Origin of the sequence: Duganella sp. 1411, assembly GCF_017833525.1 — a bacterium.
In the GTDB taxonomy this organism is placed as follows: Bacteria; Pseudomonadota; Gammaproteobacteria; order Burkholderiales; family Burkholderiaceae_D; genus Rugamonas.
The window spans coordinates 156,724-177,744 of record NZ_JAFICD010000004.1 but is presented as its reverse complement, the minus strand read 5'-3'; the positions used below and the strand labels follow the sequence as shown (position 1 = coordinate 177,744).

Here is a 21,021-nt window from a genome sequence, read left to right as displayed (position 1 = left end):
CCATGCGCCTGATGACCAAACCCTTGCTGGCCGCCGCCCTGGCGTTGCTGGCCAGCGGCGCCGCGTGGGCGGACGTGAGCGTGACGTTCGTCAAGCCGGAGGAGTTCACCGACATGCCGCGCAGCCCCATAGAGCGCGAGCGCCTGGAAAAGGATTTCGCGCAGTATTTCGCCTCGCTCAACAAGCAGTTGCCGGCCGGCCAGAACCTGAAGATCGAGGTGCTCGACATCGACCTGGCCGGGCAGTTGTGGCCGCGCCGCAGCGGCGGCGAGGACATCCGCATCATGCGCGGCGGCGCCGACTGGCCGCAGATGGATCTGCGTTACACGCTGGAGCAAAACGGCCAGGTGCTGCGCAGCGGCGACGAGCACCTGTCGAACATGAACTACCAGCAGCGCCTGGGGCGCCACTCCGACAGCGATCCGCTGCGCTACGAGAAGCAGATGATCGACGAGTGGTTCGGCAAGACCATCGTGCCGAAGCTGGCCGGGCGCTAGAGGCCCGCGCGCCAATTAGTCGATCCGGTTGGCCTTGGGGAAGTGGGCCAGGAAGGCCGGCGGCATCGGCGCCACGCGGCCCTGCCGGAAGTTGAAGAATACGAAGCCGTACTTGGCCATGGCGATCAGCTTGCCGTCGGCCGGGCGCGTGACGCGGAAGGTGAGGTCGCCGCCGTAGCGGTTGAAGTCCATCACCCCCACCTCGAAGCGCAGCACGTCGCGCGCGTGCGCCTCGGCGCGGTAGCTGGTCGCCAGGTCGGTGACGATCGTGCCGAGGCCGTCTTCGTCGATCTCCGGCGCGCCGTAGTGCGCCAGGAACAGCGCGCGCGCCTCCGACAGCATCGACACCATCGAGTCGTTGCCCAGGTGGTTGGCGGCGTTGATGTCGGTGCTGCGCACCGTCATCCGGGTCTCGAAATAGTACTGGTCCTCGGGGAACTCCAGCGTCAGGCGTGCCATCGCGGTCCCTTACAGCTGTTCGCCCAGGAACACCAGCGTGTGGCCGTGCGCCTGCGCGGCCGCGCGCTGCTGGTAGCTGTCGCGGTGGTTGCAGTTGAAGCCGTGCTCGGCGCCCTCGTAGACGTGGATCTCGACCTGGTCGTTGCTGTCGAAGCGCTCGGCGATGCTTTTGACGGCGTCGGCCGGGATGTGGCTGTCGGCGCCGCCGAAGTGCATCAGCATTGGCGCGGTGATCTGGTCGGCGCGCTCGAGCGCGTTCTGGATGCCGCCGCCGTAGTAGCACACGGCGGCGTCGACCAGGCCGTTGGCCAGCGTGTGGTACGACAGCTTGCCGCCGAAGCAAAAGCCGAGCGAGGCGACCTTGTGGGCGCCGACGGCGTCGAGCGCGCGCAGCGCCTTGACGGTGGCGCCGATGTCGGCCTGGGCCCGGTCGACGTCGGTGGCGTTCATCAGCTCGACGGCGCGCTTCCAGCCGTCGCCGTCGTAGCCCAGCTCGATGTGGGCGCCCGCGCGCCAGAACAGGTCCGGCGCCAGCACCACGTAGCCGTCGGCGGCGTACTGGTCGGCGACGTTGCGGATGTGCTGGTTGACGCCGAAGATTTCCTGCAGCAACACGATGCCGGGGCCCTTGCCCGAGCGCGGCAGGGACAGATAGGCTTCAAACTTGCCGTCGGCGGCGTCGATGTCGATCCACTTCGAATTGGTTTCCATGGCTTTCCTTGTTGGGGGCAGAAAAGCGGCCATCGTACCTTGTTTCGCGCGCCTTTGCAGGCGCGCGCGAGCGCGCTCGATCAGTAGGCCTCGCGGCGGTAGATCACCGGGCCGGAGCGGTAGATGCCGAAGGTGGCGCGGCCGATCGTGCTGGGCAGGTAGTAAATCAGCGCGCCCAGCGACACGTCCACCGAGCCGATCGTCGTCGTCACCGGGTTGGGCGGCGCCAACCGGAACTTGCCCTTGCCGTTGGCGAGCGTCAACGTGGCCGGCGAGGCGGCCGCCGCCATCGACGGGCAGCGCCCGGCGAGCCCCTTGAGGCAGTTGTCGAAGATGATGGCGCCGGCGATCGGCCCGCTGGTCAGCTGCACCAGCGGATTGAACACGTAGCCCACCGGCATGTAGTACTGCGCGCTGGCGTCGACCGGCATGCTGCTGTTGGGCGAACCGTAGGTGTTGGCGATCAGCAGGCGGCCGCTGACCGCGGTCAGTTGCGCCTCGACCGAGGCGGCCGCGCTGGCGCGCAGCGAGCTGGCGCCGTCGGCGTCGGTCGCGCGCACATAGAACGTCGCCGGCAGCACGTCCTGGGCCGGATAGGCGGCGCTGAACCGGAAGCGCGGCAGGTTGCCGGCCGGGTCGGCCAGTGTGCCGACGCCCTTGTCGAACTTGAAGTTGGTGGCGCTGGTGGGGCCGCCGCCGGCGGGGTTGATCCAGCCGAGCGCGCCGCCGGGCGTGGCGGTGGCGCCGCCGGCGGCGGTGAACGCCGACAGCGCGACCGCCGCCGCGTACGTGCCGGTGTGGTTGAGCGTGGGCGCCGGCGTGGCGGCGCCGTTGTAGGCCAGCACCTTGACGAAGAACGGTTGGCCCGAGTGGATAAAGCTGCCCGTACTGCCGGGGCAGGGCCGGGTCGACGCGCCCACGGCGGCGCAGTCCATGCTGCGGCCTTCGAGCATGGTGCTCGGCACGCTGGCCTTGATCTCGTCGTTGGTCATCAGCACCGTGTCGAAATGGTCGGGGATGAAGCGGCCCACGGTCAGCGTGCCGGCGGTTTTGAAGGCCGGGTTGACACGCCCCATGTAATAGCCGGTGGAGTTGAACAGCGTGACGTCCAGTTTGATCGCGCCGGTGTCGCTGAAGCTCCACAGGCCGGTGCCGGCGGCATCGATCACGCTGGCGTAGGCGCCGTCGCTGGGCGGCGCGAACTTGCCGGCGCTGATGGCGCCGTTCTGGCGGGCGGGGTCGGGATTGCCGTTGGCGTCGAGGTTGGCGCGGGCGGGGGTGATGGTGATGCTCTCGGGCGTGTTTTCCTTGCCGAAGTTGGTGGTCACCTTCGGCGACGCTTCGGCGTTGACGGCGCTGACCTTGACGGTGAAGCCCTCGCTGGCCCTGGCGAACACGGCGCCGGCCGCCAGGCGGGAGGTGTTGGCCTTGGTGACCGTGCTGACCGCCTCGATCAGAAAGGACTTGGGCGCGGCGATGAAGCTGCCGCCGCCGGCGGCGCTCAAGCTGGCGCCGGCGTAGCTGGCGTTGAGCGCGACCTCTCCAACCTCGGCGTACTGCAGCGCGGCGGTGGCGATGCCGTTGGCGTCGAACGTGAGCGGCACCGCGACCGGGCCGCCGCGGCAGTCGAGGGCGGCGCTGTCGATCTTGACGTTGACGTTGGCGGCCGCGGCGGGGCCCGGATTGCTGAATTTGCAGGACAGGTTGACGTTGACTTTCTGGTTGGCCACCAACGGCACGCAGCTGGGGTTTTTCGGCGTTGCCTTCAGCGCCTGGATGGTGACGCTGGCCGGCATCATCGACACGTGGTCGCTGGCGCTGACCAGCAGGCCGGTGGTGTCGAACTGCATGTCGCAAGGGCGCGTCGAGGTCGGGTCGGCGGTGTTGAAGCAGGTGCTGGCGTTGAGCGCGCCGGCGGCCGACAGCGTGGCGGTGCCGGCGCTGGGCTGCTCGACGGTGGCGCTGGTGGTCTGGCCGCCGGTGAAGGTGAACGACTTGCCGCCCGGCTGCAGCGTGGCGGTGACGCTGCCGCTGTAGTTGGGCGTGGTGCAGGCGCTGTTGGCGCAGGCGGTGACGGTGACCGTCTGCGGCTGGCAGGTCAGCGCGCTGCCGTTGTGGGTGATGTGGTAGTGGTGCACGCCCGACGGCGGCGCCGCGCCGCAGCTGGGCTGGTAATTGGGGTCGGCCTTGGTGACGCAGCTGCACAGCACGGCGCCGGGGCCGGTGCAGGTGATGGTCTTGCTCACCGCCGAGCCCCAGTCGAGGAAGATGGCGTTGACCGCGGCGTTGCCGTTGATGAGATCGCCCGAGGCGTGGGTGGTGACGTTGCGGGCCGACAGGTCGCCGTTGATGGTGCCGCCCGAGCCGATGTCGACGTCGCCCTTCATCGTGACGTTGCCGTTGACGATGACGTTGGACGAGGCGATGGTCAGGCTGGTGCCGCTGATGTTGCCGTTGACGGTGTTGCCGCTGCCGATGGTGAGCGAGGTGTCGGCCTTGATGTCGCCCTTGATGGTCACGCCCGAGGGGTTCAGGTCGACCTTGGGCGAGTCGATCTTGCCGGTGACGCTGCCGCCGCTGCCGACCACCAGCGAGGTGCTGGCGGTGATGTTGCCGGTGACGCTGGCGTTGGCCGCGCTCAGTTCGACCTGCGGCGCCTTGATGTCGCCGGTCAGGCTGCTGCCCGAGGCCAGCGTGAAGGCGCTGGCGGCGATGTCGCCGCTGATGGTCGAGCCCGAGCCGGTGGTGACCGCGCCGGCGCTGCCGCCGTTGGGGCCGGCGATGCCGCCCTTGACCGTGGTGCCCGAGCTCAGGCTGACGGTGCCGCTGGCGACGATGCCGCCGTTGACCTGCAGGCTGGAGTTGGCCGTCACCGTCGCCGCCGACAGCGTGCCGGCGATGGTGGTGCTCGAGCCCAGGTTGACGCCGCCGGTGACCGTCACCGCGCCGCCCAGCGTGATGTTGGAGCTGGTGTTGAGCGCGCCGGCGCTGACGGCGCCCGTGATGGTCGAGTTCGAGCCCAGGTCGACCAGGCCGCTGGCGGTGACGTTGCCGTTGATGCGGGTCGACGGCCCGCCGGTGGCGACTGCGGCGGCGACGACGTCGGCCGTGACGGTCTGGTCGTTGGAGCCCAGGCGGAACGCGGCGCCGGCCGCTAGGGTGCCGCCGGCCACCTGCGTGTTACCCGTTTGCAGGCCGCGCAGATCGAGGTCGGCGCCGGCGCGCAGCGTGGCGCTGCCGCTCATCCTGAGCACCTGGGCCCAGGCGAAGGAGACGCTGCCGGCCACCTCCACCGTGTAGCCGCTGGCGATGGTGATGTCGTTGGCCTGCGACAGCGTGGCGCAGGTGTAGGTGGTGTTGTTGCGCGTGCAGCCGGCGACGGCGCCGCCGTTGAAGGTGTCGACGGCGGCCTGGGCGGCGTCGGCCGGCAGCAGCAGCGCCATGGCCAACAACAACGTCGGCGCCATGGCGGCGGCGGCGCCGGCGCGCCGGAGCGCGGGCGTCGTGAATAAAACGACAAGCCTGAAGAAATTGAAAGTCATACGCCACCCGAACATGCCTGTGGGGCATTATAGGCCGTTTCGGGTGTTGCCCTGTGGCATATATCAGACGCCGGCCACATCGTCCGGCGTCTTCGGACGCTGCGGATTTAGCGATTGACCTTGCCGAACGCGTCGCCCGCCTTCCAGGTCTGCATGGCCGGCGCGTTGGCCACCGCGTAGCCCAGGTTGAGCGTGAACTGCGCCTGCTGCACCATGCCCGACAGATCCCACTCGGGGTGGTACTCGTCGCTGACCTGGTGGTAATCCTTTTTGAAGGCGACCAGGCGCGCGCGCGACTGGTCGAGGTCCTTGACGAAGGTGAAGTGGCCGTCGCCGGAGAACACGGCCGAGCCGACATTGAACGCCGGCACGCCGGCCTTGGCAAAATTGAAATGGTCGGCGCGGAAGAACGCGCCGGACAGGTCGGGGATGGCCGGCGCCAGCGTCAAGCCCATTTTTTTGGCGACGGCGCCGGCGGCGGCGTACAGGCTGCTGCGCTCGGCCCCGGCGACGCCGATGTCGCTGGTCTTGCCGACGAAGTTCATGCTGTCGAGGTTGAGGTCGGCCGTGGTCTTGTCCAGCGGCCAGGCCGGGTTTTGCACGTAGGCGGCGCTGCCCAGCAAGCCCTGTTCCTCGGCCGCCGGCCACAGGAAGATCTGGGTGCGTTTGGCCGGGTGCTTGACCGCCTCGGCGGCCATCACCAGCAGCGCGGCGGTGCCGGAGGCGTTGTCGATGGCGCCGTTGTAGGTATGGTCGGTCTTGTCGTCGCGGCGCACGCCCTCGTCGATGCCCAGGTGGTCCCAGTGGGCCGAATAGATCACCGCCTGCTCCTTCAGTCTGGCGTCGGTGCCGGGCACGATGCCGGCCACGTTGAACTGCTCGATCTGGCGGATCGCGCTGCGCACCTCGGCGTGCACCTTGATCTTCAGGTCGACCGGCGTGAAGTCGCGCCGTTCGGCCTTGGCGCGCAGCTCGTCCAGATCGAAGCCGGCGGCGGCAAACAGCGCGCGCGCGGTGTCCTCCTGCAGCCAGCCCTCGACCGGGTTGCCCTTGCCGGCCAGGTGGAAGCGCTCGTGGCCAAAGCCGTTGGCCGGCACGCTCCACGGGTAGGAGGCCGACGGCGTGGTGTGGATCAACAGCGCGCCGGCGGCGCCGCGCCGCACCGCCTCCTCGAACTTGTACAGCCAGCGGCCGTAGTAGGTGTAGGCCTTGCCGGCGAAGCGGTTGGGCTCCTCGGCGGTCGGTTGCGGGTCGTTGACCATCATGACCAGCACCTTACCCTTCATGTCGACGCCCTTGTAGTCGTCCCAGTTCTCCTCCGGCGCGCTGGCGCCGTAGCCGACGAACACCAGCGGGGCGTCGACGGTCACTTCCGGCTTGCCGCTCATGGTGCCGAAGACGATCTCGGTGCCGGTCTTGGGCGCGATGGTCTTGCCGCCGGCGTCGAAGCGCACGGCGCTGTCGGGCAGCAGCTTGGTGCCCTCGATCTTGACGGACTGGCGGTAGCCGCCGCCGGCCAGCGGTTTGAGGCCGATGACGGCGGCCTGCGTCTCCAGGTAGCGCACCGCCAGGTCGCCGCCGCGCTGGCCGGTGCCGCGCCCCTCGAACAGGTCGTCGGCCAGGAGGGACAGGTGGGCGCGCAGCGGCGCCTCGGCGATGACGGGTTGCGGGGTTTGGGCCGTGGCCTGGAGGGCGATGCCGGCGGCGAGGGCGAACAGGGGAAGACGCATGGTGACTCCTAAGTTTGTGGTTCTGGTGCGGACGCGGGACATCTTACTGGATTTTCGACCGATTGTAAGCGAGTGTAAGAGTCGGTAAGAGGTTGTAATGGCGGTCAACTCAACCGTGGCGGGCGCCGTTTTCTGCTCATGCGACACGGGATGGTCCCGCTGCCGAAACTAGAAAAAGGAAACACATCATGACCAAAGTTATCGCTTCCCTGATCGCCGGCCTGTTCGCCACCGCAGCATTCGCCCAGGCGCCAGCCGCCGCTCCCGCCAAGCCGGAAACCAAACCGGCCGCGGCCCACGTCGAAGCGAAAACGGACACCAAGTCCACCGAGACCAAGACCGAAGTGAAGACCGAAGTCAAAACCGACAAACACGGCGCGCACAAGGTCAAGACCGTCAAGGAAACCACGGAATCCAAAGTCGCAGCCCCCGCCACGGTGGCCGCTGCGAAGGTTGAAACGAAAGAAGTGGCAGTGAAGAAGTAAAAAGAAGGGTCAGTTTTACTAAAATAATTTAAATAGTTTATACAGTTAAAAGGATTTATATCATGAAAAAGATTACCGCTACCCTGATCGCCACCTTGTTCGCCAGCGCCGCTTTTGCCCAGGCTCCGGCCACCCCGGCTGCTCCAGCCACGCCGGCGGCTCCGGCAGCCGCCGCCGCCCCTGCGGCACCGGCCGCACCGCACGAGCACACCGCGGCGAAGAAAACGCATCACAAGAAGGTCAAGGCTGAAAAGGCGGCCAAGCCGGCAGCTGCGGAACCAGCCACTCCGGCGACGCCAGCGGCACCGGCCACGCCAGCAACGCCAGCCAAGTAATCAAGCCGCGCGCATCGCCAGTTAGCGCATGACGTGCCGCCCCGGACCTCCGGGCCTGGGCGGCGCAGGAAAAGAGAGAGACGGGATAGCCCCGTCTCTCTTTTTTTTGTGGGTCGCCCGTGAATCGGGCCGATTCGCGTCGGGCGGATTCGGCGCGATGCTGTAATCGGCCATGTATGAGCCGTCGGTAACGCGTGCATGGCGGATTACGCTGCGCTAATCCGCCCTACGTGATTCCGATGGCCAGCCGCATGACGATCCGTTGAGGAGACACGTAGGGCGGATTAGGCGGAACGCCGTAATCCGCCACCGCCGAGCCGCCACCAACACCTCCAAAAGCCCAGCCCGTGTAGAAATGGTGGACCTGAGCCCCCTAAGGGATACTCGATCAGCGGGAGCCGGGTGGGGGGAGAGCCGCGCGGTCACTGTGGTAAACATTCGTTTTCCTCCTCTCTTTTCTTCTCTTTTCCTCTTTTTAGATCGCTTTTTTTGAGAACAGTCCAAAAGCGAGGAAAAGAGAGGAAAAGAGACGCCGAAAGAGGAGGTTTACCACAAGGAGCCGTGGACGGGCACACTCCCCGCACCCTCTAGCGGTCCAGTTCTTCGAGCAGCGCGCGGTGGAACGCGGCCGGATCCTCCATCTGCGGCGCGTGGCCCATGCCCTTGAATTCGACCAGGTGGCCGTCCGGGATCTGCTTGATCACCTGCTTGCCCAGGACTTCGTACCTGCCGATTTTGGCCCTGACGGCCGGCGGCGCGATGTCGCTGCCGATGGCGGTGGTGTCGGCGTCGCCGATGATCAGCGAAGCCGGCACCTTCAGCAGCGGGAACTCGTAGACCACCGGCTGTGTGTAGATCATGTCGTAGATCAGCGCCGAGTTCCACGCCACGGCCTTTTTGCCCGGCCCCGCGTTCATCCCGGCCAGCATATCGACCCAGCGCTCGTATTCCGGCTTCCAGCGGCCGACGTAATAGGTCGATTTCTCGTACGCGCGCACGCTGTCGGCGGTCATCTTCAATTCGCGCTCGTACCATTGGTCGACGCTGCGCGCCGGCACGCCCAGCGCCTTCCAGTCTTCCAGTCCGATCGGATTGACCATCACCAGCCGCGACACCGCCTCCGGATACATCAGCGCGTAGCGCGTGGCCAGCATGCCGCCGGTCGAGTGGCCGATGATGACTGCCTGCTTGACGCCGATGCTCTTTAACAGCGCGTCGGTGTTGGCCGCCAGCTGCTGGAAGGTGTACTGATAGCGATCCGGCTTGGTCGAGGCGCAGAACCCGATCTGGTCGGGCGCCACCACGCGGTAGCCCGCCGCGCCCAGGACGGCGATACTCTGCTCCCAGGTCGCGCCGCAGAAGTTTTTGCCATGCAGGAGGACCGCCGTCTTGCCGTTGGCCTTGGCCGTGGGCGGCACGTCCATGTACGCCATTTGCAGGTTCTGGCCCTGCGAGGTGAAGGCGTAGTAGCGCAGCTTGTGCGGGTAGGCGAAGCCTTCGAGCTGGGGGCCGTAGGTGGCGGCGAAGGCGGGGACGCCGATCGCGGCCAAGGCGGCCAGGGTGGCGGAGCGGGTGGACGGCATGGGATTCTCCAGGGGCGGGGGAGCGGCCAATATAGGGCGGGCACGATTGGACGGCAACCGCCAACCCCGCGATTGCCCTTAATTTGGCCTTAAACCCCTGATTTCACGCAAAAAAAGGCCGAAACCGGCGAGACAGAGTAAACTACGCACAAATTTCTTTCGCAATTAGGCGATTCGAACATACTTGTGAGTGACGCCATGTCTGCAACCCCAACTTCCCCCATTTCCCTTTTCACCGATCTGAATCTGAGCGCGCCGCTGATCAAGGCCCTCAAGGACGTCGGCTACGAGTCGCCGTCGCCGATCCAGGCGGCCACCATCCCGCTGCTGCTCGATAACCTCGACGTGCTGGGCCAGGCGCAGACCGGCACCGGCAAAACCGCCGCCTTCGCGCTGCCGATCTTGTCGCGCATCGACATCAAGCAGACCACGCCGCAGGCGCTGGTGCTGGCGCCGACCCGCGAGCTGGCGATCCAGGTGGCCGAGGCCTTCCAGACCTACGCCGCGCACATCCCCGGCTTCCACGTGCTGCCGATCTACGGCGGCCAAAGCTACGGCCCGCAGTTGTCGGCGTTGCGCCGCGGCGTGCACGTCGTCGTCGGCACGCCGGGCCGCGTCATCGACCACCTGGACAAGGGTTCGCTCGACCTGTCCAAACTGAAAACGCTGGTGCTCGACGAGGCCGACGAGATGCTGCGCATGGGCTTTATCGACGACGTCGAGCGCATCCTGCAGGAGACGCCCGACAGCCGCCAGACCGCGCTGTTCTCGGCGACGATGCCGTCGGCGATCCGCCGCATCGCCAACACCTATCTGCGCAGCCCCAAGGAAATCACCGTCGCCGCCAAGACCGGCACCGCCGAGAACATCCGCCAGCGTTACTGGCTGGTGTCGGGCATGCACAAGCTCGACGCGCTGACCCGCATCCTCGAGGCGGAAAACTTCGACGGCATGATCATCTTCTCGCGCACCAAGCTCGGGACCGAGGAACTGGCCAGCAAGCTGCAGGCGCGCGGCTTCTCGGCCGCCGCCATCAACGGCGACATCCAGCAGGCGCAGCGCGAGCGCACCATCCAGCAGCTCAAGGACGGCAAGATCGACATCCTGGTGGCCACCGACGTCGCCGCGCGCGGCCTGGACGTCGAGCGCATCAGCCACGTGGTCAACTACGACGTGCCGCACGATCCGGAAAGCTACACCCACCGCATCGGCCGCACCGGCCGCGCCGGCCGCAGCGGCGAGGCGATCCTGTTCATCACGCCGCGCGAGAAGAACCTGCTCAAATCGATCGAACGGGCCACCCGCCAGCCGATCGGCATGCTCGAGCTGCCGACCATCCAGGCCGTCAACGACGTGCGCATCGCCAAATTCAAGTCGCAGATCAGCGAAACGCTGGCCCAGGGCGAGCTGGAACAGTTCCAGTCGCTGATCGAGGACTTCGAGCGCGAACAGAACATCCCGGCCATCGAGATCGCCGCCGCGCTGGCGAAGATGGCGCGCGGCGACGTGCCGCTGCTGCTCGATAAAAAACAGCAGAGCGCCGCCGCCACCTGGGACGAGCGGCCGGGCCGTCAGGTCGGCTTCGAGCGCCATGACCGCGGCGAGCGGGGTGACCGCGGTGACCGTTTCGAGCGCGGCGACCGCGCCGAGCGTCCGGAGCGCGGCGACCGTTTCCCCAAAAAGGAGCGCGTGGTGCGCGCCGCCGATCCGGGCATGCAGACCTTCCGCATCGAGGTCGGCTACCAGCACGGCGTCAAGCCGGGTAATATCGTCGGCGCCATCGCCAACGAGGGCGGCATCGACTCCAAGCATATCGGCCGCATCGAGATCTACGACGACTACAGCGTGCTCGATATGCCCGACAACCTGACCGGCGACGTGCTCGATCACCTGGCCGGCATCAAGGTCGCCGGCCAGCAGCTGCGCATCAGCCGCGACAGCGGCGACGAGGCCCCGGTATCGGCGCCGCCGGCCCGTCCGGCGCCGGCCAAGGCGCCAGCCGCGGCGCCGGCCAAGGCGCCAGCCGCCGACAAGCCGGCCGCCTCGCCGCTGGCGCGCGCGGCCCGCGTCGACGCCGCCGAACTCGATGACGCCAAGCCGAAGAAGAAAAAGGAAAAGCCGGGCAAGGTCACCCTGCCGATGAGCGCCTTCCGCATCGAGGTGGGCAGCAACCACGCCGCCACCCCGTCCAACATCGTCGGCGCCATCGCCAACGAGGCGGGACTGGAGGCCAAGCATATCGGCCGCATCGAGATCTTCGACACCTACAGCATGGTGGAGCTGCCCGACGGCATGCCCGACGACCTGTTCAAGCACCTGGGCAAGGTGTGGGTCGGCGGCGCGCAGCTGAAAATCAGTCATGCCGACCGTATGCCGCCGGAATCGGGCAAGTCGACGCCACCGAAGAAAAAGCCTGCCGGCAAGAAATATTAAGGCGGCGCGGGCGCCATGCCCGCCATTTCCGCAGTATCAACGGGGCCGCGAGGCCCCGTTTTCATTGGCGCCCACCCGGCCTGTTATTGCACGGACAAGGTGCGCGACGTCTGTTGCGTTGCACCAAAACAAAGCTTGAGCGGGCGCAAACAGCGGCCCGGAAAAACCCCGCATGAACGACTCTCGTAGGAGAAGCTGCCCGCTGGCAAGGCTGGCCCGCTTATTGCATATGTGATAGCACATCGTTATAAAAGGCGCGCACGCGCAGGCGCCTCCACCTGGAGACAAGTCGTTTAGATCGGAGCATTGAGATGACATCATTCAGGAAGCTGTGGAACACCTTTGTCGATTCGCTCAAGCCGCAGATGCTGCGCGAGCATAATCAGGCCGGCCCGTATGCGATCATCGTCGACAGCCGGCCGTTCACCGTCTCGAAGGGGCGCTAATGCTACTGCGGAACGATCTGCTGCACTATACGCATCCGTCTCCGCGCACCGTCCGCATTTTGTGGATCGCTCCCGAGCAAAGCCACGCCTATGTCTTCGACGTGGCGGCCCGCTCGGCCGATGTAGAACTCGTCCAACTGTCGCTGCTGCACGCGGACATCCGGGCCGGCCGCGCCAGCGTGCTGCCGGCCGACCCGTATTTGATGGTCGTCAGCCAGGACCTGCTGCCGGCCAAGCACCTGCAACTGCGCGCGCGCGCCTGGGAGATCATCGAACCGCTGGTGGCGCTGGAGCCGGGCATCTACGAGGCCCGCCAGCGCGGCCAGCTGGTGGCCCGCGCCACCGGCACCCACGGCGTCTCGCATCCGACCATCTACCGCTACCTGCGCCGCTACTGGCAGCGCGGCCAGACCCCCAACGCGCTGCTGCCGGACTACTGCAATTCGGGCGGCAAGGGCAAGGTGCGCCAGGCCTCGGCCGGCATCAAGCGCGGACGCCCGCGCAAGAACGGCGACGACGCCGGGCCGGGCCTGAACGCCGACGAGGAAATCCGCCGCACCTTCCGCGTCGCCACCGCGCGCTACGCCGCCGGCCACGCCAAGTTCTCGCGCCTGGGCGCCTACCAGCAGATGCTCGACGAGTTTTTCGTCGAGCGCCGCATCGACGCCGAATCGGGCCGCGTGCTGACCACGCCGGCCGGCCGCAACGCCGTGCTGCCGACCTTCGGCCAGTTCAACTACTGGCTCGACCACGACGACGACCGCCCGCCGGAGGTGGCCCGCCGCGGCGGCGAGAGCGTGGAGCCGCCGGCGCCCGCGCTGTCGCCGCAGTCGTTGCCGCCGGGCCGTCCCGGCGCCGGCTTCTACCTGGACGCCGTCTGCGCCGAAGTGCAGCTGGTCTCGCGCGCCGACCGCCAGCAGGCCATCGGCCGTCCGCGCGTCTATCTGGCGCTCGATTCGTTCAGCCGCCTGGTGACCGGCGTCTACATCGGCATGGGCCCGGCCAGCTGGCCGCAGGCGATGCTGGCGCTGGCCAACTGCGGCGCCGACAAGCAGCGCTTCAGCCAGCAGTTCGGCCGCCGCATCGAGGCGGCCCAGTGGCCGTGCCGCCACCTGCCCGAAACCCTGTTCGCCAACGCCGCGCTGACGGCCGGCGGGGACGGCGGCGCCGCGGTCATGGGCCAAACCCTGCTCAACAACTTCAACCTGCGCTGCGTCGCCGTCGACGACGGCCCGTCCGACTGGAAGGCGGTGCTGGAAAAACGATTCCGCCTGCTGGCGCCCAACGACGACGGCGCGCCGTGCCGCCTCGACGGCGTGCTCGATCTGGAGCAGTTCAGCCGCATCGTCATCGACTGCATCCTGTACTACAACAACCGCCACCCCTTGCGCCACGCCGGCAACGCCACCCCGCGCCAGCTGTGGGACTGGGGCGTGCAGCATCGCGGCGGCAGCCTTAAAACCTATCCCGAGCACCTGATCCGCTGCAGCCTGATGCCGGTGGCGCCGGCGCAGGTCACCGTCGACGGCATCCGCCTGTTCGAAAGTACTTACACCTGCGCGCGCGCCATCAACGAGCGCTGGTTCGACCGCGCCCGCCTGCGCGGGCAGTGGGGCGTCAAGGTCGCCTACGACCCGTCCAATCTGGACATGGTCTACCTGCTCGATCCGGCCGCGCCGATGCAGTTCCACGCCTGCCACCTGGACGACGCCTGCGCCGCCCAGCGCCACCTGTCGGCCGAGGAAATCGCGCGCCTGCCGCGCGAGGCGCCAACGTCCACCCCCGCGCCATCGGCGGCGCGCGCGGGCGCGCCGGCCTTCGCCAGCTTCGCCGGCTGATCCCGCCGCGCCGCCGCCGGCGGCGCGGTCCAGCGTCGTGCATTCCCCCAACCCCGTCTTCCGACACGTGCCACTTGCTGGTGCGCCCCCTCGCCGCGCGCTCGCCGCCACGCCGCCCGGCCGGCGCCCGCGCTCGGCGCCGCGCCGCAAATAAAGTCTGTTTCGCGTAAATAAAGTTTGTCGCCGGCGACGCTTTCCGGCGTGCTTCGATACCGCTCAAGGCGCGCATGTAAGAACATTGTTCAATGTCAGGAGGCCTTGTGGCATAAGGCTTACTTTCTCGTTGAAGCATGTTTGTTTTGGTTTCATCTCGTGGCACGAGCCTTGCTAGATTGGAACTATGGGGAAGCAAGTGACCCGGGGTTATTTCAGGCAGACTGGTGAGGAAAGCAGATGGATAGCAAAACAGTAAAACAGTTTAAATCGTTTAGTTCGTTTACCAGAAGGGACTTCCTGTACCGGGCGGCCGCTGTCGGCGGCACCGGATTGCTGTTAAATACCATGAACGCCTGGGGCATGGGCATCGGCTCGACGGCGTCGGCGCCGCCGGAGCTCAGCGGCAGCGGCAAGGGCAAGAAGGTGGTGATCCTCGGCGCCGGCCTGGCCGGGCTGACCGCCGCCTATGAGCTGGGCAAGCTGGGCTACCAGTGCCAGATCCTCGAGGCGCGCGCCTTCGCCGGCGGCCGTTGCCAGACCGCGCGCAAGGGCTTCAGCCTGACCGAATTGGGCGGCGAAAAACAGACCTGCGCCTTCGACGACGGCCACTACATCAACCACGGCCCGTGGCGCATCCCGCTGCACCACCAGTCCACCTTGCACTACACGCGCCTGTTCGAGGTGCCGCTGGAGGTGATGGTCAACGAAAACGACCACTCCTATGTGTACTCCGAAAACGCCGGACCCTTTTCCGGCAAGCGCCTGCGCATCAAGGAGATCAAGGCCGACATGCGCGGCCACGTCAGCGAGCTGCTGGCCAAGTCGGCCAAGAACAGCCAGCTCGACGCCGAACTGACGGCCGACGACAAGCGCCTGCTGCTCGACTACCTGGCGCACGAGGGCCAACTGGCCGGCGCCGACCTGCAATACAAGGGCCGCACCGGCCGCGGCTTCGCCGTCAACCCGGGCGCCGGCATGGAGCCGGGGCCGGGCAAGCAGTCCGACCCGCTGGGCTTCAAGGACCTGCTGGCGTCCAAGCTGGGCAACGTCTACAGCGCGGTGCAGGACTTCCCGATGCAGGCGACGATGTTCCAGCCGGTGGGCGGCATGGACGCGATCCCGAAGGCGTTCGAAAAGCGCGTGGGCAAGGTGATCCGCTACCGCTCCGAGGTGCAGACCATCCGCCAGAACGACAAGGGCGTCACCATCGCCTTCAAGGATACCGCCACCGGCAAGGCCGGCAGCGTGACGGCCGACTACTGCCTGTGCACCATCCCGCTGTCGGTGCTGCGCCAGATCGACACCGATTTCTCCGACGGTTTCAAGAAGGCCGTCGCCACCGTGGCCTACGCGCCGGTCGGCAAGATCGGCCTGCAGATGAAGCGCCGCTTCTGGGAGGAGGACGACCATATCTACGGCGGCCACGTGCTCACCGACCTCAAAGGCATCAACACCATCTCGATGCCGTCGTACGGCTGGCAAAAGAAGAAGGGCGTTTTGCTCGGCTACTACCAGTACCAGACGGCCGCCATCGAGGTCAGCGCGCTGACGCCGTCCGAGCGCGCCGAATTCGCCGTCGCCGCCGGCCAGAAGATCTTCCCGCAGTACCGCGACGAGTACGAGACCGCGTTCTCGGTGGCGTGGCACCGCGTGCAGTACAACCTGGGCGGCTGGGCCGAATGGACCGACAAGACCCGCGCGGCCGCCTATCCGACGCTGCTCGAGGGCGAGGGCCGCGTCATGCTGGCCGGCGAGCACCTGAGCTACCTGACCGGCTGGCAGGCCGGCGCGATCGAATCGGCGTGGCAGCAGATCGCCAAAATCCACGCTAGGGCCAGCGCATGAGGGGAATGAGAGGTATGAGAGGTATGAGAGATACGCTGCTCAAGGCCGCGATGGTGATCGTGGCGGGCCTCGCGGCGGCGGCCACGGCGCCGTCGCGGGCGCAAAGCCCGGCGCCGGCGCCGGACGGCAAGGCGCTGTTCCTGAAAAACTGCGCGGCCTGCCACCAGGCCACCGGCAAGGGCATCCCGGGCGCGTTTCCCGCGCTCGCCGGCAGCAAGTTCGTCACCGGCGAGCACGCCGACGTGGCCACCGTGCTGCTCAAGGGGCGCGGCGGCATGCCCGACTTCAGCGAGAACATCAGCGACGCCGACATGGCCGCGATCCTGACCTATGTGCGCTCGAGCTGGGGCAACAAGGCCGACGCGCTGACCGAGGCCGAGGTGCTCAAGCTGCGCGACACGCTGGGCGTGGCCCATTTCGGCAGCGCCGAGATGTCGAACAAACACTGATCACAACCAAAGAGAGACGAGACCATGAACAAAGCTTTGACCCACGCATTGAAGAACGCAGTAAGCGCGCTGTTGATCCCCGCCGCCGTCGGCCTGCTGGCGGCGCCGTCGGCGATGGCCGCCGCCAAGGCGCCCAAGGCGGCCGACATCGTCCGCCACAAGATTCCCAACTCCGACTTCCCGATCGCGCTGGCGGTGACGGTGCCGCCCACCGCCACCATCCACTTCATCAGCGGCCAGGTGCCGGCGGTGATCGACACGACCGCCGCGCCGGACTCGCTGGCCGCCTTCGGCGACACCAAGACCCAGTCCGAGACGGTGCTCAAGAAGATCAAGGAGATCCTCGAGGGCATGAAGCTGGAGATGTCGGACGTCGTCAAGATGACCGTGTTCCTGGTCGGCGATCCGGCCAAGGGCGGCAAGGGCGACACCAAGGGCTTCATGGAGGCCTACACCCAGTACTTCGGCGGCGCCCAGCCCAACCTGCCGGCGCGCGCCGTGGTGCAGGTGGCCGGCTTGAGCAACCCGGGCTGGCTGGTCGAGATCGAGGTGGTCGCCGCCAAAAAATAAACGCTGCAGGTTCGGGTTCAGGTCTTACTTTTCTTATTATTCAACTGGGGATTTAAATATGCATAAGGCCACACTCAAGATCGGCGTCGCCGCCGTGTTGTCCACCCTGGCCATGGGCGCCGCGCATGCCGCCAGCCCTGCGTCGCCGGCCGATGCCGGCGCCGAGGACGTCGCCGCCGCGCCGGCGGACGCCAACCCGGCCGCCTCGGCCGGCTCGGTGATCGTCACCGGTACCCGCTCGAGCGGCATGAAGGCCGAGAACAGCGCCTCGCCGATCCAGGTGCTCGACTCGGCCTCGCTGATGCGCACCGGCCAGCCGGACCTGATCCAGGCGCTGGCCCAGAACCTGCCGTCGTTCACCGCCCAGGCCTTCGGCGGCGACACCGCCAACCTGACGCTGTCGGCCCGCCTGCGCGGCCTGAGCCCGAACAACACGCTGGTGCTGATCAACGGCAAACGGCGCCACGGCACCGCCAACCTGGCCGTGCTGGGCGGCCCGTACCAGGGCGGCGCGGCGGCGGACCTGAACTTCATCCCGGTGTCGGCGATCGACCATATCGAGGTGCTGCAGGACGGCGCGGCGGCCCAATACGGCTCCGACGCCATCGCCGGCGTGATCAACATCATCCTCAAATCGAACGACCATGGCGGCACCGCCTCGGCCACCGGCGGCGGCTACTGGGACGGCGGCGGCAAGACCGCCGGCGCCTCGGCCAACGTCGGCTTCGAGCCGTTCAAGGACGCCTTCCTGAGCGTGACGGCCGAATCGAAGTACCACGGCTACAGCGACCGTGGCGGCATCGACCCGCGCGTCATCGATCCGGGCAACATGGCCGCCGCGCCGAACATGACCTCGATCCCCGGCTATCCGTACCTGAACAAGATCCAGGGCGACGCCCAGTACCACCTGCAGGTGTTGGCGGCCAACTTCGGCTGGGACGTCACCAAGGATGCGCAGATCTACAGCATCGCCACCTACGGCGAGAAGGTGGCGCGCGCCTACGAGAACTACCGCCTGCCGACCCGCATCCCGGTCATGTACCCGCAAGGCTTCTCGCCGAAGGAGAAGATCAACCAGAAGGACTTCGCCTGGACCGGCGGCGTCAAGGGCAAGCTGGCCGACTGGAACCTGGACCTGAGCACCACCTATGGCCGCGACAAGTCCGAGATCGGCGTCGAGGATTCGACCAACGTCTCGCTGTTCAAGGACACCGGCTACTCGCCGGCGGTGTTCAAGGCCGGCGCCTTCATCGCCAGCCAGCTGACCACGTCGCTGGAGGCGAGCCGCGAGGTCGATGTCGGCTGGAGCAAGCCGCTCACCATCGCCGGCGGCATCGAGCACCGCATCGACAAGTACGAGATCCAGGCCGGCGACCCGGCCTCGCGCTACAAGGAAGGCTCGCAGTCCTATCCGGGCTTCTCGCTGACCGACGCGGGCAGCCACCGCCGCACCAACAAGGCCGCCTACATCGACATCGCCGGCAATCCGATCAAGGACCTGACGGTCGATCTGGCGGGGCGCTACGAGCACTTCTCCGACTTCGGCAGCGCCAGGGTCGGCAAGCTCACTTCGCGCTACGACCTGACGCCGGCGGCGGCGGTGCGCGGCACCTTCAGCAACGGCTTCCGCGCGCCGACCCTGGCCGAATCGTACTACTCGGCCACCAACGTCGGCCCGACCAGCGCCTTCGTGCAGCTGGCGCCCAATTCGCCGGGCGCGCGCCTGGTCGGCGTCGACGGCCTCAAACCGGAAGCGTCCACCAACCTGAGTCTGGGCATGGTGCTCAACCCGGCCAGCAATCTGAATATCACGTTCGACGTCTACCAGATCAAGATCCGCGACCGCATCGTCGGTTCCGGCTCCTTGTACGGCTCCGGCGGCGCGGTCAACTCGCCGGCCGTGACGGCGGCGATCCTGGCCAACGGCAATGTGCTCGACAGTACCGTCAGCCAGACCGGCATCAACATCTTCTCGAACGCGGTCAACACCCGCAGCCGGGGACTGGAGTTCGTCACCACGCTGAACGAGAACTACGGCGCCTACGGCCGCGTGGACTGGTCGATCGCGGCCAACTACAACAAGGTTGAAGTCACCAAGATCAACCAGGCGCCGGCGCAGCTGCTGCCGCAAACGCTGCTCGACAAGACCGCCATCTCGAACCTGGAGACGGCCTCGCCGAAACTGCGCGTCAACCTGGGCGCGCTGTGGAAGATCGGCGACTGGACCATCAACCTGCGCGAGGCGATCTACGGCAAGTCGAACGACTACGGCAGCGAAGACGGCTCGGTCTATCACAAGACCGAGATCAAGGCCAAGGCGATCACCGATCTGGAAGTCGGTTACAAGGTCAATCCGGCGTGGTCGCTGGCGGTGGGCGCCAACAACCTGTTCAACACCTACCCGAACGGCGTCAATCCGGCGCTGCTGGCCGACCAGCGCGCCGCGCTGGACAACGCGGCGGTGACGGTGCTGCCGTCGTTCTCGCCGTTCGGCATCAACGGTGGCTACTACTACGTGCGGGCCAACTACAAATGGTAAGAGGTTAGCTGTATATCGTCCTGCCACGACCGCCCTCCGGGGCGGTTTTCTTTTGGTGTAGCATGGCGGCTTCCACCAAGGAGCGACGCATGTTGAAGACGATGGGCAGAACCGTGCTGGCCGCCGCCACCGCGGGCAATGCGGGCGCCTCCGGCGCGGCCGCGCCGATGACGCTACAGGACTACCTGGCCCTCGACGGCCCTGCCCCCGGCCTGCGCGAAGCCTACGGCGCCGCCCCGTCCCAGTTCGCCGAGCTGTTCGCGCCGGCCGGCGACGGCCCGTTCCCGGTCGCCGCCGTCATCCACGGCGGCTGCTGGACCAGCCAGTTCGGCGGCATCACGCAGATGCGCAACATGGCCGGCGACCTGCTGCGCCAGGGCGTGGCGGTGTGGAACATCGAATACCGCCGCGTCGACGAGGACGGCGGCGGCTACCCCGGCATGTACCACGACGTCGCCACCGCGATCGACCGCCTGCGCGCGCTCGCCCCGCCGCACCGGCTCGACCTGTCGCGCATCGTGCTGGTCGGGCACTCGGCCGGCGGCCACCTGGCGCAATGGGCCGGCTCGCGCGCGCGCCTGCCGCGCACCAGCCCCCTGTACGTGGCCGATCCGCTGCCGGTGCCCACCGTGATCAGCCTCGGAGGCCTGGCCGACCTGCGCAACGAGGCGCGGCTGATCCAGACCAGTTGCGAGCGCGCCACCGCGCAACTGGCCGGCGCGCCGAGCGCCGCGCGGCCGGACGTCTTCGCCGACACCTCGCCGGCCGAGATGCTGCCGGCCGGCGTGCGCACGGTGCTGATCCACGGCGAGTTCGACACGGTCTCGCCGCCGCGCGCCGGGCACGATTACGCGCGCCGCGCCATCGCCGCCGGCGACGCGGCCGAGGTGATCACGCTGCCGGGGGCGAGCCATTACGACGAGGTGGCGGCGACGTCGCCGTCGTGGCCCATCGTCGCGGCGCAGATCCGCAAGGCGCTCGGCGTCGGCCAGCCCGCTATTAATTAGTAGTCGGTGGATTTGCGGGCGTCGCCGCGCACCCGGTCGGCCGGGTATTTGGCCGCGTTGAGCGTTATTTTCTCCAGCGCGGCGGCGCGCAGGTCGACGCCGCTCTTGTCGGCCAGTTGCACCAGGTATAGCAGCACGTCGGCCAGTTCGTGACGGATGCCGGCGCGCTTGGCGTCATCGAGTTCGGCGTCGGCGCCGGTGTGCAGCCACTGGAAATGCTCGGCCAGTTCCGCCACCTCCACCGACAGCGCCATGGCCAGGTTTTTCGGGGTGTGGAACTGCTCCCAGTCGCGCTCGCGGGCGAACGCGCGGGTCAGGTCGCGCAGCAGCAGCAGGCTGTCGGCGGAAGGGGAGGGGGGCGTCGTATCCATGGCCGCCATGTTAGCACCGTTGTCG

The 21,021-nt window shown here is 67.4% G+C and carries 17 protein-coding genes; 11 read left to right on the top strand and 6 right to left on the bottom strand.

Annotation, left to right across the window (positions count from 1 at the left end; all coding sequences use genetic code 11):
• The first annotated feature begins 2 nt into the window (after nucleotides 1-2).
• Nucleotides 3-497: a DUF3016 domain-containing protein gene (locus tag JOD97_RS21620; RefSeq protein WP_209723135.1), complete on the top strand. Its 495-nt coding sequence runs from the start codon at nucleotides 3-5 to the stop codon at nucleotides 495-497.
• A gap of 15 nt (nucleotides 498-512) precedes the next feature.
• On the opposite strand, the gene JOD97_RS21615 is transcribed toward JOD97_RS21620, so the two are convergent.
• The 4 genes from JOD97_RS21615 to JOD97_RS21600 all read right to left on the bottom strand — a co-directional run bounded on the left by JOD97_RS21615 (nucleotide 513) and on the right by JOD97_RS21600 (nucleotide 6,939).
• Complete coding sequence (locus tag JOD97_RS21615) at nucleotides 513-956, bottom strand: thioesterase family protein (RefSeq protein ID WP_209723132.1); 444 nt, start codon at nucleotides 954-956, stop codon at nucleotides 513-515.
• Nucleotides 957-965: 9 nt separating this feature from the next.
• Nucleotides 966-1,667, bottom strand: a complete 702-nt coding sequence (locus JOD97_RS21610; protein ID WP_209723129.1) for a dienelactone hydrolase family protein — start codon at nucleotides 1,665-1,667, stop codon at nucleotides 966-968.
• Nucleotides 1,668-1,747: 80 nt separating this feature from the next.
• Entirely contained in the window at nucleotides 1,748-5,209 is a 3,462-nt protein-coding gene (locus JOD97_RS21605; RefSeq protein ID WP_209723126.1) for a polymer-forming cytoskeletal protein, read from the bottom strand.
• A gap of 107 nt (nucleotides 5,210-5,316) precedes the next feature.
• Nucleotides 5,317-6,939, bottom strand: a complete 1,623-nt coding sequence (locus JOD97_RS21600; RefSeq protein WP_209723123.1) for a M28 family peptidase — start codon at nucleotides 6,937-6,939, stop codon at nucleotides 5,317-5,319.
• A gap of 188 nt (nucleotides 6,940-7,127) precedes the next feature.
• On the opposite strand from JOD97_RS21600, the gene JOD97_RS21595 reads away from it, so the two are divergent.
• Both JOD97_RS21595 and JOD97_RS21590 read left to right on the top strand, forming a co-directional pair.
• Nucleotides 7,128-7,424 carry a hypothetical protein gene (locus JOD97_RS21595; protein ID WP_209723120.1) on the top strand — a complete coding sequence of 99 codons (297 nt, stop codon included), beginning with the start codon at nucleotides 7,128-7,130 and terminating at the stop codon, nucleotides 7,422-7,424.
• A gap of 62 nt (nucleotides 7,425-7,486) precedes the next feature.
• On the top strand, nucleotides 7,487-7,759 hold the full coding sequence (locus tag JOD97_RS21590; protein WP_209723821.1) for a hypothetical protein: 273 nt from the start codon (nucleotides 7,487-7,489) through the stop codon (nucleotides 7,757-7,759).
• 587 nt (nucleotides 7,760-8,346) lie between these two features.
• Here JOD97_RS21590 and JOD97_RS21585 read toward each other — a convergent pair.
• Nucleotides 8,347-9,342, bottom strand: coding sequence for an alpha/beta fold hydrolase (locus tag JOD97_RS21585; RefSeq protein ID WP_209723117.1), 996 nt, complete (start codon nucleotides 9,340-9,342; stop codon nucleotides 8,347-8,349).
• Nucleotides 9,343-9,540: 198 nt separating this feature from the next.
• Here JOD97_RS21585 and JOD97_RS21580 point away from each other — a divergent pair, with 198 nt between their 5' ends.
• The 8 genes from JOD97_RS21580 to JOD97_RS21550 all read left to right on the top strand — a co-directional run bounded on the left by JOD97_RS21580 (nucleotide 9,541) and on the right by JOD97_RS21550 (nucleotide 20,625).
• Nucleotides 9,541-11,775 carry a DEAD/DEAH box helicase gene (locus JOD97_RS21580; protein WP_209723114.1) on the top strand — a complete coding sequence of 745 codons (2,235 nt, stop codon included), beginning with the start codon at nucleotides 9,541-9,543 and terminating at the stop codon, nucleotides 11,773-11,775.
• A gap of 311 nt (nucleotides 11,776-12,086) precedes the next feature.
• The gene (locus JOD97_RS33030; protein ID WP_255585896.1) at nucleotides 12,087-12,221 is read left to right on the top strand and encodes a hypothetical protein; all 135 of its coding nucleotides are present in this window, start codon (nucleotides 12,087-12,089) and stop codon (nucleotides 12,219-12,221) included.
• Nucleotides 12,221-14,059: a Mu transposase C-terminal domain-containing protein gene (locus JOD97_RS21575; RefSeq protein WP_209723111.1), complete on the top strand. Its 1,839-nt coding sequence runs from the start codon at nucleotides 12,221-12,223 to the stop codon at nucleotides 14,057-14,059. Before JOD97_RS33030 ends, JOD97_RS21575 begins: the two co-directional genes overlap by 1 nt.
• Nucleotides 14,060-14,452: 393 nt before the next feature.
• The gene (locus tag JOD97_RS21570; protein ID WP_209723108.1) at nucleotides 14,453-16,060 is read left to right on the top strand and encodes a flavin monoamine oxidase family protein; all 1,608 of its coding nucleotides are present in this window, start codon (nucleotides 14,453-14,455) and stop codon (nucleotides 16,058-16,060) included.
• Between the two features lie 23 nt (nucleotides 16,061-16,083).
• Nucleotides 16,084-16,509: a cytochrome c gene (locus tag JOD97_RS21565; protein ID WP_229264630.1), complete on the top strand. Its 426-nt coding sequence runs from the start codon at nucleotides 16,084-16,086 to the stop codon at nucleotides 16,507-16,509.
• A 24-nt stretch (nucleotides 16,510-16,533) separates the two neighbouring features.
• Entirely contained in the window at nucleotides 16,534-17,079 is a 546-nt protein-coding gene (locus JOD97_RS21560) for a RidA family protein (RefSeq protein WP_229264629.1), read from the top strand.
• Nucleotides 17,080-17,137: 58 nt separating this feature from the next.
• A complete protein-coding gene (locus JOD97_RS21555; RefSeq protein ID WP_209723103.1) occupies nucleotides 17,138-19,618 on the top strand; it encodes a TonB-dependent siderophore receptor in 2,481 nt (826 codons plus the stop codon).
• Nucleotides 19,619-19,707: 89 nt separating this feature from the next.
• Complete coding sequence (locus JOD97_RS21550) at nucleotides 19,708-20,625, top strand: alpha/beta hydrolase (protein ID WP_209723100.1); 918 nt, start codon at nucleotides 19,708-19,710, stop codon at nucleotides 20,623-20,625.
• On the opposite strand, the gene JOD97_RS21545 is transcribed toward JOD97_RS21550, so the two are convergent.
• Nucleotides 20,622-20,996, bottom strand: coding sequence for a nucleotide pyrophosphohydrolase (locus tag JOD97_RS21545; protein WP_209723098.1), 375 nt, complete (start codon nucleotides 20,994-20,996; stop codon nucleotides 20,622-20,624). The genes JOD97_RS21550 and JOD97_RS21545 overlap by 4 nt on opposite strands.
• Between the last annotated feature and the right edge of the window lie 25 nt (nucleotides 20,997-21,021).

Bases quoted from the DNA above. Each gene is read 5' to 3' on its own strand.
- JOD97_RS21620 (WP_209723135.1), top strand. From the start codon at position 3: ATGCGCCTGATGACCAAACCCTTGCTGGCCGCCGCCCTGGCGTTGCTG.
- JOD97_RS21615 (WP_209723132.1), bottom strand. From the start codon at position 956: ATGGCACGCCTGACGCTGGAGTTCCCCGAGGACCAGTACTATTTCGAG.
- JOD97_RS21610 (WP_209723129.1), bottom strand. From the start codon at position 1,667: ATGGAAACCAATTCGAAGTGGATCGACATCGACGCCGCCGACGGCAAG.
- JOD97_RS21605 (WP_209723126.1), bottom strand. From the start codon at position 5,209: ATGACTTTCAATTTCTTCAGGCTTGTCGTTTTATTCACGACGCCCGCG.
- JOD97_RS21600 (WP_209723123.1), bottom strand. From the start codon at position 6,939: ATGCGTCTTCCCCTGTTCGCCCTCGCCGCCGGCATCGCCCTCCAGGCC.
- JOD97_RS21595 (WP_209723120.1), top strand. From the start codon at position 7,128: ATGACCAAAGTTATCGCTTCCCTGATCGCCGGCCTGTTCGCCACCGCA.
- JOD97_RS21590 (WP_209723821.1), top strand. From the start codon at position 7,487: ATGAAAAAGATTACCGCTACCCTGATCGCCACCTTGTTCGCCAGCGCC.
- JOD97_RS21585 (WP_209723117.1), bottom strand. From the start codon at position 9,342: ATGCCGTCCACCCGCTCCGCCACCCTGGCCGCCTTGGCCGCGATCGGC.
- JOD97_RS21580 (WP_209723114.1), top strand. From the start codon at position 9,541: ATGTCTGCAACCCCAACTTCCCCCATTTCCCTTTTCACCGATCTGAAT.
- JOD97_RS33030 (WP_255585896.1), top strand. From the start codon at position 12,087: ATGACATCATTCAGGAAGCTGTGGAACACCTTTGTCGATTCGCTCAAG.
- JOD97_RS21575 (WP_209723111.1), top strand. From the start codon at position 12,221: ATGCTACTGCGGAACGATCTGCTGCACTATACGCATCCGTCTCCGCGC.
- JOD97_RS21570 (WP_209723108.1), top strand. From the start codon at position 14,453: ATGGATAGCAAAACAGTAAAACAGTTTAAATCGTTTAGTTCGTTTACC.
- JOD97_RS21565 (WP_229264630.1), top strand. From the start codon at position 16,084: ATGAGAGATACGCTGCTCAAGGCCGCGATGGTGATCGTGGCGGGCCTC.
- JOD97_RS21560 (WP_229264629.1), top strand. From the start codon at position 16,534: ATGAACAAAGCTTTGACCCACGCATTGAAGAACGCAGTAAGCGCGCTG.
- JOD97_RS21555 (WP_209723103.1), top strand. From the start codon at position 17,138: ATGCATAAGGCCACACTCAAGATCGGCGTCGCCGCCGTGTTGTCCACC.
- JOD97_RS21550 (WP_209723100.1), top strand. From the start codon at position 19,708: ATGTTGAAGACGATGGGCAGAACCGTGCTGGCCGCCGCCACCGCGGGC.
- JOD97_RS21545 (WP_209723098.1), bottom strand. From the start codon at position 20,996: ATGGATACGACGCCCCCCTCCCCTTCCGCCGACAGCCTGCTGCTGCTG.